Here is a 12,262-nt window from a genome sequence, read left to right on the forward strand (position 1 = left end):
TCGCCCTGGGCGCCGGTGCCGCCGTACTGCTCCACGGAACGGGGGACGACGGGCCGAGCGGCCCCGCCGCGCCCGCCGGTCCGGCGCCGGAACCCCTGTGGACGTACCGTGGCGGGCCGCTCGTCCAGGCACCGGCGGTCTTCCACCAGGGCACGGCCCTGCTGAAGACCCAGTCCGGCACCCTGGTCTGTCTGGGCCTCGCGGACGGCCCCGCTCCCCGGTGGATCCACCGGGGCATCAGCCAGTCGCCCACCCCGCCGCTGATCGTCTCGGACACCGTCGTCGCCCTCGGCACCGGCGCGACCGTGCTCGGTGTCGACCCGGACACGGGCGCGGAGCGGTACTCGCTGGACTTCGGGGAGGACTTCCGGTTCGACACGCTGCTCGGCGGGGCCGGAGACACGGTCACCATCGTCGGACTGCGGTTCGACCGCGAGGACAACCCTGACGGGTCACGGGGGTCGGCCACCTCGACGAACGTCGTCCTCGACACGGATCTGCGGACGCGTCTGGCCCAGGTCATCCCGATCAGTCCGGAGGACATCGGCCTCGAACTGAAACCGTTCATCGACTCCGGTTACTTCGTCTACCTGGACGGACTGCACCGTCTGCTGGCCCGGGGCGGCGACAGCCGGGGGAGCGTCGTGTGGAGCCAGCCGATGGCGTCCCGTTCGAAAACCCGGTCGGCCCCGGTGGTGGTGGACGGGACGGTCTTCGCCGCCGACGGCCAGCTCGTCGCCGTGGACCTGCGGACCGGCGGGCTGCGCTGGCGCGTGGGGCAGGAGAAGGGCGGCTTCGCGTCGGTCGCGGTCGCGGGCGGCACGGTGTACTGCACGACGAGCGATCCGTACGGCGTCGGGGCGTTCGACGCCGCCGACGGCTCCCGGCGCTGGTTCTGCGAAACCCCCGCGCTGGACCTGGAGAACCCCCTCGTCGCGGGCGGCGACGCGGTGTTCGTCACGGCCGCGGCCAACAAGGACGGCTTCTACGCGATCGACGCGCGGCGGGGCGAGCTGCTGTGGAACTTCACCGACGGCCGGGACACCGGCATCAACGACTGGCAGCTCTCCTGCGACGCCGAAGGCGGCCACGAACATCCGCTGATCGCCCAGCACTTCGAGAGGGTGTACGCGCTTCCGGTGCCTCGGTCCTGAAGGCACCCGGGAGCCCGTGCCCTGTCACTGGGCGATTCGGGCGGCGATCGGGCCGGCGGTCACTCGAATGCGGGTCACTGGGACGTGGGTCACCGGGACGTGGGTCACCGGGACGGGGCGCAGCGGCTCAGCGCTGCTCCCAGTCGCCGGTGTCCTCGGCGCCGGGAGTGCCCTCCCGGAAGGCCGGCGCCTGGAAGGGGTCGATCTCCGGGGTCGGTGAATCGGTCCTCGCGTGGAACGTGGTGGGTTCCGGTGCGGAGAACAGAGAAGTCAGCTCGATGGAAGGTCTCCTGATGCTTGGAACGGCATGGCCGAACTCACAGAACGGTCAGCTTGGGGTAGGGACTGATGATCCGTTCCTGACGCCCGCCGAAGTCGACGAGTACTGCGATGCCGTCCTCAACGGTGGTCACCCGGCCGAGGCCGAAGACGTCGTGAGTGACTCGGTCGCCTACCGCGAACAGCTTGGTAGGAGGTGCCACAGGGGCTTTGAAGGGGCTGGTGGCCAGATGGGCCCGCGTTACCACTGTCTTTGTCATTGACGTCAGTATGCTCCGCCCGGGCCTGTCGTGGGCCCGGTAAGTACCCCCGACTCTTGCCGGCCATGCCCGCGCCCGCCCCGCGCACGGGCGCGCGAAGACGGCGGTAGGCCCCCGCGCGGATACGGACAGCGCAGGTCACACGGGGTACGGAGGGGTGGTGCGAGCCCCCGTCGCGGCCCGGCGGGCGGCCCGGCCGCACGCGGAGAGATCGCGAAGAGTTATGAATCGGTAGCCACTCCCGCCGCCCCGAACGGCCCGGCGTGGCCCGGATCACTCCCGCCCCGACGCGCTCACCGCCAGCGCGGCGACCGTGACGGCCGTCACGAGGAGCGGAATCGCCAGTCCGTGATGGACCACCAGCCACGCGCCGAGCAGCGCGCCCACCGCCATCGCCACCACCGCCGCCGACCGGCGCGGAGAGTTCCTGCCCGTACCGCCGGCCGCGCGGGAGTCGGCGGCGAGACCGGTGAGGGTCATCGTCAGGACGGTGGTCGTCAGGTCGGGTACGCCCAGTCTGCGTACGGTGGCGTTGCGCAGCCCCATCGCGAAGGCCGTGACCGCGATCAGCGTGTAGACGGTGACCGTCGCGTCCGGCGCCGCGAAGGCCACCGCCGAGGACGCGCCCAGGAGCACCGCCTCGACGGCGAGCGTGATCCGGGCCCACCTCCGGCGCGAGCCCCCGCCCAGCCGCCCCGCGACGCGCCCGCCGGCCACCGCGCCCGCCACGAACGAGACCAGCGACGTCAGCGTGTGCGAGACGGAGAACCCGGGCGCCCCGGCGGCGGCGAAGCCGAGCACGACGACGTTTCCGGTCATGTTCGCGGTGAAGACATGGCCGAGCCCGAGATAGCTGACGGCGTCGATCAGCCCGCTGACCACCGTCAGCACCAGCAGCACGGCCACCAGTCGCAGCCCGCGCGATTCGGGATCGCCGGGTGCGGACCGGGCCGGTTCGGTTGCCTCTGCGCTCATCGGGCCAGTCCACCACGACCGGTCCACCACGAGGTATGGGCGGACACGGCGAGGGCGCCGTCCCCCGAGGATCGGGGAACGGCGCCCTCGTACCGGCGTACCGGCGTACCGGCGTACCGGCGTACCGGCGTACCGGCGTACCGGCGTACCGGCGTACCGGCGTACCGGCGTACTGGTGTGTCTGGCCGGGTCGGCTCAGTACCAGTGGTGGGCCTGCCAGAAGTTCCAGGCGCCGACCGGGCTGCCGTAGCGCTGGTTCATGTACTTCAGGCCCCACTCGATCTGGGTGGCGGCGCTGGTCCGCCAGTCGGAGCCGGCCGAGGCCATCTTGGAGCCGGGCAGGGCCTGGACCAGGCCGTAGGCGCCGGAGGAGGCGTTGGTGGCGGCGACGTTCCAGCCGCTCTCGTGCTCGACGATGTGGCTGAAGGCGTTGAACTGCGCGTCGTTCGGGATCAGCTTGTGCGCGATCGCCTTGGCGTTGGACGCGGATGCGGGGGTCGCCGCGTGGGCGGGAGCCGCGGCCAGCACCATACCGGCGGTGGCGGCGGCCACGGCGGCGGTGGTGAGGACCTTCTTGGGGGAGGCGATGGCGCTGGCGATACGGGAGACGAACACGGAGAACCTTTTCTTCGGGAACAGGACCGTCGCGGGCAAGCCGGTGCCACGTGGTGCGTACTGCGTGAGTGGCTTTGACATGCGTTGGCGCCGCGACCCTTGGGGGGTTCGTGGCGCCTTGCGACTGCTCCAGAAGAGCAGGCCCGACGGACGTCCGCAATCACCCCTTTTGCTAGTTGTGGTCGTATGTGGGTTGTCCGCCCCCTTTGTGATCTGGCTCTCAATCCGCAGGTCAGGGGCAGTTTCTGTGTGGACATGACACGCACTTCGGTCTACTAGTTCACTTCGTAAGTGACGTGCGTCCTATGGGCCGCTTCACGCCCGGAGCGCGCTCAGGACGCGTCGAAAGTGACCTGGGTCTCGAAGGCGGCCTGTCGCGTGGCCCGGCGCAGCGCCTTGAGAACGGCCGGGCCGAGGGTGATCGTGAGGACGACGGTCAGGACCGCCCGCCCCAGGTCCCAGCCGAGCGAGGTGGCCAGGCAGTACGTGGCGAAGCGGGCCAGGTTCACGGGGAGCGGCGCGTCCGGCGCGAAGGCGATGTTCGAGGCCAGTGCGCCCATGAAGGGCCAGCCGGCCAGGTTCATGAGCGTGCCGTAGGCGAACGCGGCCAGGAAGCCGTAGCCGGACAGGAGAAACAGCTCCGCCCGGCCGCGCAGCCGCTCCGCGCCCGGCAGCAGGCCCGCGCCCGTCGTGAACCAGCCCAGCGCGAGCATCTGGAACGGCATCCAGGGCCCCACCCCGCCCGTGAGCAGCGCGGACGCGAACATGGTCACCGAGCCGAGGACGAACCCGAAGCCGGGTCCCAGCACCCGTCCGCTCAGCACCATCAGGAAGAACATCGGCTCCAGACCGGCCGTACCGGCTCCGAGCGGGCGCAGGGCCGCCCCGGCCGCCGCCAGCACACCGAGCATCGCCACCGCCTTCGGCCCGAGCCCCGACTCGGAGATCGCCGCCGCCACGACCGCGACGAGCAGCACGAGCAGCCCCGCGAACAGCCAGGGCGCGTCCTGGGCGTGCGCGCCGACGGCGGAGTCGGGCGGCGCGAGGAACGGCCACCCGAACCCCGCCACCCCCACGGCACCGACCAGCACGAGGGCGGCGGTGGAACGCGGCCCGAGCCGGACCGGCCGGGACTTCCCCGCACCGCTCACCGGAGGGCCTCCCGCACCTGGGCGACGGTGAGCCACCGCTGCGGGGCCAGGATCTTGGCGACCTGCGGCGCGAAGGACGGCGACGCCACGACCACCTCCGCGGTCGGGCCGTCGGCCACCATCTCCCCGTCGGCCAGGATCACGACCCGGTGGGCCAGCTCGGCCGCCAGTTCCACATCGTGCGTGGCCAGCACGATCGCGTGCCCCTCGGCGGCCAGCGCCCGCAGTACGGCGACCAGCCGGGCCTTCGCCGCGTAGTCGAGTCCCCGGGTCGGCTCGTCGAGGAGCAGCAGGGGCGGCCGGGCGGTCAGTACGACAGCCAGCGCGAGCGCCAGCCGCTGCCCCTCGGACAGATCACGCGGGTGTGTGTCGTCCGCCACACCGGGCAGCAGCTCGGACACCAGCGCCCGGCAGCTCCCCGCCCCGGCGCCCGCGTCGGCGTCGGCCGCCGCGCACTCGGCGGCGACCGTGTCGGCGTACAGCAGGTCCCTCGGCTCCTGCGGTACGAGACCCACGCGCCGTACGAGGTCCCGGGGCGCCGTCCGGTGCGGCACGGCGCCTCCGACCCGCACCGAACCGGCGGCCGGTTCGACGAGCCCGACCATTGCCCCGAGCAGCGTGGACTTCCCGGCGCCGTTACGGCCCATCAGGGCGACCGTCTCGCCGGGGGAGACGGTGAGACCGACCCGCCGGAGCGCCTCGACACGGGCATGCCGGACGGTGAGGGCGTCGACTACCGCCGCGTGGACAGGAGTTGGGTTCGCCGGTGGTGGCGGCGGGTTCCGGCGGAAGCGCCGACGCGGACTGGGGGCCGGTTCAAGTGCGGGCATGGACAGGGGAGTCGGCGTGTGTTGCGGGTACGGGCGGTCCGCCAGCCGCTCCCGCAGGTCCCCGGCACGGCGGCGGGCGTCGCGGACGGTCAGGGGCGGCGGGGACCAGCCCGCCAGGCGGCCCAGGGCGACCACGGGCGGGTACACCGGGGAGACGGCCATCACCTCCGCCGGGGTGCCGACGACCGGGGCGGCACCGGGGGCGGGGAGAAGGACGACACGGTCGGCGTACTGGACCACCCGCTCCAGGCGGTGCTCGGCCATCAGGACCGTCGTGCCGAGGTCGTGGACGAGGCGTTGCAGGACGGCGAGGACCTCCTCGGCCGCCGCCGGGTCGAGCGCCGACGTCGGCTCGTCGAGGACCAGGACCCTCGGATGCGGGGTGAGGACCGAGCCGATCGCGACCCGCTGGCGCTGTCCCCCGGAGAGGGTGGCGATCGGCCGGTCGCGCAGTTCGGCCAGACCCAGCAGGTCGAGCGTCTCCTCCACCCGGCGGCGCATCACGTCGGGGGCGAGACCCAACGACTCCATTCCATAGGCGAGTTCATCCTCGACGGTGTCCGTCACGAAGTGGGCCGACGGGTCCTGGCCCACTGTGCCGACCACATCGGCGAGTTCGCGCGGCTTGTGGGTACGGGTGTCACGGCCGTCCACCGTCACCCGGCCGCGCAGGGTACCCCCGGTGAAGTGCGGGACGAGACCGCTCACGGCACCCAGAACCGTCGACTTGCCGACCCCCGACGGCCCGACCAGCAGGACGAGTTCACCCTCGGCCACCTCGAAGTCCACATGCAGACAGGCGGGTTCGCGGGCCCCCTCGTAGGTCACGGAGACATCCTCGAAGCGGATCACGACGGCTCCCTGGAGAGAGTGGGCGTACCGGGCGTACCGGTCCTGCCGCGCACGGGACTTGGGGCGACGAAGGCCGGGACCAGACCCACCAGCACCGCGACGGCAGGCCACAGGGGCAGGGCCGGTGACACCAGCGGGACGACACCGGGGTGCAGGGCCGCCGCCGAGCCGGGGGAGTGGACGGAGGCGAGGATCACCAGCGCCGCCACCAGCACCCCGGACCCCGCGACCAGCCAGGCCCGTACACCCCACACGTCCGGCCGGAACCGGGTACGCGGGGAACGCCGGCCACCGAGCCACAGCCCGCCCAGCGCCGCCGCCAGCCCGGCCAGCAGCACCGGCAGCCCGTACGTACCGCCCGCGGCCGTCAGCAGCCCGTACGTGCCCGCGCAGACGCCGAGCAGACCGCCCAGGGTGAGCGCGCCGGTCGTACGGCGGACGGCGGCCGGAACCGCGGCGGTACGGCCGTAGCCGCGCGCCTCCATCGCCGCCGCCAGCGCCACCGACCGCTCCAACGCGCCCTCCAGGACCGGGAGTCCGACCTGGAGGAGCCCCCGCACGCCCCGGTCGGGACGGCCGCGCAACCGGCGGGCGGCGCGCAGCCGCTGGATGTCCGCGATCAGGTTCGGCGCGAAGGTGAGGGCCACGACGACCGCGACCCCGATCTCGTACAGGGCGCCCGGCAGCGACTTGAGGAGCCGGGACGGATTCGCGAGGGCGTTCGCGGCGCCGACACAGATCAGCAGCGCGGCCAGCCGCAGCCCGTCGTACAGAGCGAAGACCACCCCCTCGCCGGTCACCCTGCCGCCCACGCGTACCCCCTGCGCCCAGTGGGGGAGGGGCAGTTCGGGGAGCGTGACGAGGATGTGCGAGCCAGGAACCGGGGAACCGAGGACGACGGCGAAGCCGAGCCGGATGACAAGAACGGCCAGCCCGAGCTTGACGAAGGCACCGTAGGAACGGGCCCAGGAAGCGTCGGTACGCCGCACGGCGACGACATACCCGGCAACGACAATGAGCAGCCCGAGGAGGAGGGGGTTGGTCGTACGGCTGCCAGCGATACCGAGCCCAAGCGCCCAGACCCACCAGGCGCCGGGATGCACGGCCTCCCGGGCCGGCTGTCGAGATTCGGGGGCGCAAGCCCCCCGACAGGGGCGCGGGGCTGTGTCATTTGCGGCTCCGCCGCGTGGGCGCGCCCAGCCCCCACGGCCCCGCAGCGACCGCACCGCGTGTGCAGCAGACCGCTCAGCCACGCTGACGACGCCACGTCTGCCAGACAGCCCCCACCCCAACCCCCACCACGACGGCAATCCCCGCGACCAGCCCGACGGACGGCCCACCGCCCGAATCCGTCGCTGAGGGGGCGGGCTTCGCCGCCCCAACTGCCTCACCGCACCCCGTGCGCGGATACCCGGCGATGGCACACAACAACGCGCCGGAGTCGTATCGCAACGGCCCGGCGACCGAGGCGAGCGCATCGGCCGTGCTCGCGTCGGCGGAAACGCGGGCGCACACCGTACGCATCGCGGGCGGACGCTCCCCGCCCGGCGCATCGGCGGACGTACCGAAGTCGACGACGAGCGCCACCCGTTTCATGCCCGCCAGCGCACGCGTCCTCGCGCAGACGACCGCGAACACGGCATCGGTGCGCGGCCGGGCGGCGTTCTTGGAGTCCGGGCTCACGGCGAACCGGAACCCCTGGACGTCACCGTCGGAGGGTCGGGCGGTCGACGGCCCCTGCGTGGCGTACGTCCAGGCGTCGCCGTCGCGCTCCCAGAAGGACCAGTACCGGTAGCCGACGGCCTGGGCCTGACCGGCGCCCGCCCAGAGGCAGAGGAGAAGCGCGGCGAGGAGAGCCGGGAGCGCGCGGCGCCGGATCACGACTGCCGCTTCCTCTTGTTGCGCCCGCTGATCAGGAAACCGATGCCGATACCGGCGACGAGGAAGATACCGACGATCCACAGTTTCCGGAAGCCGTCGCCGCCCTCCTCGATGGTGGGGTCGTCCTGGATCTCCGTGGCGGCGCGGGTCGGCGGAGAGTAAGCCGGAACGGACGCGGGCGCCGGGCCGGTCGCGTCGAGGAGGGCCACCAGGTCCTGGCCGCCGAAGTCGCGCGGATCGTCGGCCTCGGCGTTCGCCGCGAGGATCAACGGCGCGTACGCGGCCGGCCCCGCCTGCTTCGCCCAGGGCGCGGAGGTGACCTCCAGCCAGCGCAGCGCGTCGGCCGCCCGCTGCCCCTGACCGGCGGTCGCGAGGGCGAGGACGGCGTCCGCCGTGTTCCCGTAGTCGGGCTGGTCCTTGGCCCCGGCCAGCGCGGACGTCAGGTGCTTGTCCTTGGCCAGCGCCCGTACGAGATACGCGGCGCCGTTGCGCGCGGCCTGCCCGGGATCGGCGGCGTCCGAGCAGGTCAAGGGGGTGTCGGTCGGCTTCACATCCTCTCCGGCGAACCCCTTCCCCAACAGGCCGGTCACAGCGGCCGCCGTCGCGTCGGCGTTGGCGACGAGCCTGCCCTTCTTGTCCGGCTGGTAGGCGAAGGCACCCCCGCCGGTCGCGTCGCAGGGAAGTGCCAGCTTCAGCAACAGGTCGTACGGCGACTTGCCGCCCTTGCCGCCCTCACCACCCTTGGTGACCTCGCCGGGACTCTCCCCGGCGGCGGCCAGTGCGCCGACAACCACGGACGTGGAGTTCGCGTCGCTGGCCCCGCCGGCCGCGTACCCCCAGCCACCGTCCGTGTTCTGTACGGACTTCAGCCAGCCGACGGCCCTGCCGACCACCGCGTCCCGCCCGCCGAGGGCGGCGAGTGCCTGGACGGCGGCGCCGGTGCTGTTGGTGTCGACGAGGGTCTTGGCGGTGCAGGGCGAGCCGGTATCGCTTCTGAACGGCGCGAAGGCACCGTTCGCGCACTGCTGCCGGGCCAGCCAGTCGACGGCCGAGGCGGCGGGCTTCACGCCCACGGTGTCCTGGGCGAGCAGCGCGAGGGACTGGCGCCAGACGCCGTCGTAGGTGGGATCACCGGTGCCGTACAACCCGGCGGGAAGGGCGGCCGAGGAAGTGGACTGCGAGGACGACGGCGAGGCGGCGGACGCCTGGCCCCCGAGGGGCATGGCCATGGCGACGGCGGCGATGAGGGTCGGAGCTGCTGTCGCGCTGCGGCGGACGTTCATGCTCGGCGGGTGCCTCTCCCTGAGGGGAGACGGGCAGCACGGGACACCCCGGGCGGCTCGGCTCCGTATGCCTCGACGGTGCCGTACACCGGCGGGTCGCCGGTGACACGAGCCGGTCACGGTCCGCGCGGGGCAATCCGGCTCACAGCCCCGGCCGGTGGACGGGCCGCTGCTCACGGTTGCGGGTCAGCGCCGGAATCGCACCGGCTTCCCCCCGTACGGGTGTGATACGACCCGCTCACTGTACCGGTCGGTGCAAGCTGCACGGGGTTTCACACCGCCACGTACGTCACCGGCTCGCTCCCCGTGACGGCCTCCGCCTGGCCCAGTTTGACGAGGCGGCGGACATGGGCCTCCGCCTCCGAGACCGCGATGTTCCTTGATATCGAGGGGATTTCGGACCAGGGGCGGTTCCACTCCATGCGTTCCGCCAGTTGCCAGGGGGTGAGCGGAGTGGCGAGGAGGGTGCGGAGGCCGGCGAGGCGCTCGTCGTGGTGGTCGAGGAGTTCCCGTACGCGGAGGGCCGCGTCGGGGAAGGCGTACCGGTGGGCCGGGAGCACCTCCGCCGGGGCCAGACGGCCGATGCGCTCCAGGGAGTCGAGGTAGTCGCCGAGGGGGTCGGCCACCGTCGCGTCGTCCGGGTCCTCGTACAGGCCGATGTGCGGGGTGATGCCCGGGAGTAGATGGTCGCCGGAGAACAGGCGGCCGTTGCCCGGGAGTTGGGCCGGGTGGGCCTCCTCCAGGTGGAGGCAGACATGGCCCGGGGTGTGGCCCGGCGTCCAGATCGCGCGCAGCCGGCGGCCGGGGAGGTCGAGGAGTTCGCCGGGGACGATCTCACGGTCGGGGAGTGCCGGCGAGAAGCCGGGCAGGAGACCGGCGGGGGTCCTGGTCAGGGTCGCCAGATGGTCGGCGGGCGCCCCGGCCGCCGTCAACTTGGCGGTCATGTACGAGAACCAGCGGTCGACGCGGTTGTCGCGGGTCCGCCGGACGAGGGCGATGTCCGCCTCGTGCATCGCGATCCAGGCCCCCGACGCCTCACGGACCTGGCCGGACAGGCCGTGGTGGTCCGGGTGGTGGTGGGTGATCACCATGCCGTGGATCTCGCCGGCCGAGGTGCCGCACGCCAACAGGCCCTCGGCGAGGGCGTCCCAGGACAGCGGATCGTCCCAGCCCGTGTCGATGAGCACCGGCCCGCTGTCGGTGTCGACGACGTACACCAGCGTGTGTCCGAGGGGGTTGTTCGGAATGGGAACCCGGAGGGACCGTACGCCCCCGCCGTGATCGGTCACCTGCGTGGACACCTGTGTCATGGGCTCCCCTGCGCCTGGGCTGCCAGCCACTATAACTAGAACCGGTTCCATCGGGAGCCCAAGTCGCCTGCCTCGTACACCTCGTACACCTCGTAGTCGTGCGAGAGCTGTGGACTCCTCGGAGGGGAACTGGTAACTGTCTCCCTGTCTGTATCTATCTGACGAACCGTCAGAGACGGTACCCGGAGAGGCAGTCGGCGAGAGGCAGTCGGCCATGACCGAGCTCGTGGAACACGGACAGCTGTTCATCGGCGGGGAGTTGACCGACCCCCTCGGCAAGGATGTCATCGAGGTCATCTCCCCGCACACCGAAGAGGTCATCGGCCGGGTGCCGCACGCCTCCACGGCCGACGTCGACCGGGCCGTAGCCGCCGCGCGCACCGCCTTCGACGAGGGCCCCTGGCCGAGGATGACCCTCGACGAGCGGATCGCCGTCGTCACCCGTATCAAGGACGGGATCGCCGCGCGGTACGAGGAGATCGGCCGCGTCATCTCCGCCGAGAACGGCTCCCCGTACTCCTGGAGCATCCTCGCCCAGGCTCTCGGCGCGATGATGGTCTGGGACGCGGCGATCACCGTCGCCCGCGACTACACGTACGAGGAGACACGCGACGGAGCCCTCGGCCGCATCCTCGTCCGGCGCGAGCCGGTGGGTGTCGTCGCCGCCGTGGCCCCCTGGAACGTCCCGCAGTTCGTCGCGGCGGCCAAGCTCGCGCCCGCGTTGCTCACCGGCTGCACGGTGGTGCTGAAGCCGTCGCCCGAGTCGCCCCTCGACGCGTACATCCTCGGGGAGATAGCGACGGAGGCCGGACTGCCGCCCGGCGTCCTCTCCATCCTCCCGGCCGACCGCGAGGTCAGCGAGTACCTCGTCGGACACCCCGGCATCGACAAGATCTCCTTCACCGGCTCGGTCGCTGCGGGCAAGCGCGTGATGGAGGTGGCGTCCCGTCAACTCACGCGCGTAACACTGGAGTTGGGCGGCAAGTCGGCGGCCGTGGTCCTCCCGGACGCCGACCTCGACACCGCCGTCCCCGGCATCGCCTCCGCCGCCTGGATGAACAACGGCCAGGCCTGCGTGGCCCAGACCCGCATCCTCCTCCCGCGCTCCCGCTACGACGAGTTCGCGGACGCCTTCACCCAGGCCGCGAACGCGCTGGTGGTCGGCGACCCGCTCGACCCGGCGACCCAGGTGGGCCCCCTGGTCGCACGGCGCCAGCAGCAGCGCAGCCTCGACTACATCCGCATCGGCCAGGAGGAGGGCGCGAAGATCCTCACGGGCGGCGGACGCCCGGCGGGCCTCGACCGCGGCTGGTACGTCGAACCGACCCTCTTCGGCGACGTCGACAACTCGATGCGCATCGCCCGCGAGGAGATCTTCGGCCCGGTCATCTGCCTCATCCCGTACGGCGACGAGTCCGAGGCGGTGAAGATCGCCAACGACTCCGACTACGGCCTCTCCGGCAGCGTATGGACGTCGGACGTCGCCCACGGCATCGACATCGCCCGCCAGGTCCGTACCGGCACCTACTCGGTGAACACCTTCAGCCTCGACATGCTCGGCCCGTTCGGCGGCTACAAGAACTCGGGCCTCGGGCGGGAGTTCGGGCCCGAGGGATACGGCGAGTACCTGGAGCACAAGATGATCCACCTCCCGGCCGGCTGGGAGGGCTGA

The 12,262-nt window shown here is 72.3% G+C and carries 11 protein-coding genes and 1 riboswitch; of the genes, 2 read left to right on the top strand and 9 right to left on the bottom strand.

The features are described 5' to 3' along the window. Window positions 1-1,154: outer membrane protein assembly factor BamB family protein (locus AOK08_RS18300; protein ID WP_157876716.1), on the top strand; the 1,154-nt coding region annotated here is incomplete at its 5' end. Window positions 1,155-1,471: 317 nt separating this feature from the next. Here AOK08_RS18300 and AOK08_RS18305 read toward each other — a convergent pair. The 9 genes from AOK08_RS18305 to AOK08_RS18345 form a co-directional block, all read right to left on the bottom strand. Further along, entirely contained in the window at window positions 1,472-1,693 is a 222-nt protein-coding gene (locus AOK08_RS18305; protein ID WP_055526964.1) for a hypothetical protein, read from the bottom strand. Between the two features lie 273 nt (window positions 1,694-1,966). Then, window positions 1,967-2,668: a YoaK family protein gene (locus AOK08_RS18310; protein ID WP_055526965.1), complete on the bottom strand. Its 702-nt coding sequence runs from the start codon at window positions 2,666-2,668 to the stop codon at window positions 1,967-1,969. Between the two features lie 195 nt (window positions 2,669-2,863). After that, window positions 2,864-3,283 carry an aggregation-promoting factor C-terminal-like domain-containing protein gene (locus AOK08_RS18315; protein WP_055527004.1) on the bottom strand — a complete coding sequence of 140 codons (420 nt, stop codon included), beginning with the start codon at window positions 3,281-3,283 and terminating at the stop codon, window positions 2,864-2,866. 332 nt (window positions 3,284-3,615) lie between these two features. Beyond that, window positions 3,616-4,434 (bottom strand): ECF transporter S component, encoded by an 819-nt coding sequence (locus AOK08_RS18320; RefSeq protein ID WP_055526967.1) that lies wholly within the window; start codon window positions 4,432-4,434, stop codon window positions 3,616-3,618. Beyond that, a complete protein-coding gene (locus AOK08_RS18325) occupies window positions 4,431-6,116 on the bottom strand; it encodes an ABC transporter ATP-binding protein (RefSeq protein ID WP_055526968.1) in 1,686 nt (561 codons plus the stop codon). The genes AOK08_RS18320 and AOK08_RS18325 overlap by 4 nt, the downstream gene beginning before the upstream one ends. Next, window positions 6,113-7,219 carry an energy-coupling factor transporter transmembrane component T gene (locus AOK08_RS18330; protein WP_055526970.1) on the bottom strand — a complete coding sequence of 369 codons (1,107 nt, stop codon included), beginning with the start codon at window positions 7,217-7,219 and terminating at the stop codon, window positions 6,113-6,115. Before AOK08_RS18330 ends, AOK08_RS18325 begins: the two co-directional genes overlap by 4 nt. Window positions 7,220-7,361: 142 nt before the next feature. After that, window positions 7,362-7,997, bottom strand: coding sequence for an SCO2322 family protein (locus tag AOK08_RS18335; RefSeq protein ID WP_055526972.1), 636 nt, complete (start codon window positions 7,995-7,997; stop codon window positions 7,362-7,364). Beyond that, window positions 7,994-9,280: a prenyltransferase/squalene oxidase repeat-containing protein gene (locus AOK08_RS18340; protein WP_055526974.1), complete on the bottom strand. Its 1,287-nt coding sequence runs from the start codon at window positions 9,278-9,280 to the stop codon at window positions 7,994-7,996. Before AOK08_RS18340 ends, AOK08_RS18335 begins: the two co-directional genes overlap by 4 nt. A gap of 120 nt (window positions 9,281-9,400) precedes the next feature. After that, window positions 9,401-9,493: riboswitch (cobalamin riboswitch) on the bottom strand. Between the two features lie 59 nt (window positions 9,494-9,552). Continuing rightward, window positions 9,553-10,590, bottom strand: coding sequence for an MBL fold metallo-hydrolase (locus AOK08_RS18345; RefSeq protein WP_055526976.1), 1,038 nt, complete (start codon window positions 10,588-10,590; stop codon window positions 9,553-9,555). A 214-nt stretch (window positions 10,591-10,804) separates the two neighbouring features. Here AOK08_RS18345 and AOK08_RS18350 point away from each other — a divergent pair, with 214 nt between their 5' ends. Next, the gene (locus AOK08_RS18350) at window positions 10,805-12,262 is read left to right on the top strand and encodes an aldehyde dehydrogenase (RefSeq protein WP_055526977.1); all 1,458 of its coding nucleotides are present in this window, start codon (window positions 10,805-10,807) and stop codon (window positions 12,260-12,262) included.

Origin of the sequence: Streptomyces graminilatus (assembly GCF_001418565.1) — a bacterium.
In the GTDB taxonomy this organism is placed as follows: Bacteria; Actinomycetota; Actinomycetes; order Streptomycetales; family Streptomycetaceae; genus Streptomyces; species Streptomyces graminilatus.

What these genes read in the sequence shown, in the direction of transcription:
- AOK08_RS18310 (WP_055526965.1), bottom strand. Translation starts at nt 2,668, where the DNA reads ATGAGCGCAGAGGCAACCGAACCGGCCCGGTCCGCACCCGGCGATCCC.
- AOK08_RS18350 (WP_055526977.1), top strand. Translation starts at nt 10,805, where the DNA reads ATGACCGAGCTCGTGGAACACGGACAGCTGTTCATCGGCGGGGAGTTG.
- AOK08_RS18345 (WP_055526976.1), bottom strand. Translation starts at nt 10,590, where the DNA reads ATGACACAGGTGTCCACGCAGGTGACCGATCACGGCGGGGGCGTACGG.
- AOK08_RS18305 (WP_055526964.1), bottom strand. Translation starts at nt 1,693, where the DNA reads ATGACAAAGACAGTGGTAACGCGGGCCCATCTGGCCACCAGCCCCTTC.
- AOK08_RS18340 (WP_055526974.1), bottom strand. Translation starts at nt 9,280, where the DNA reads ATGAACGTCCGCCGCAGCGCGACAGCAGCTCCGACCCTCATCGCCGCC.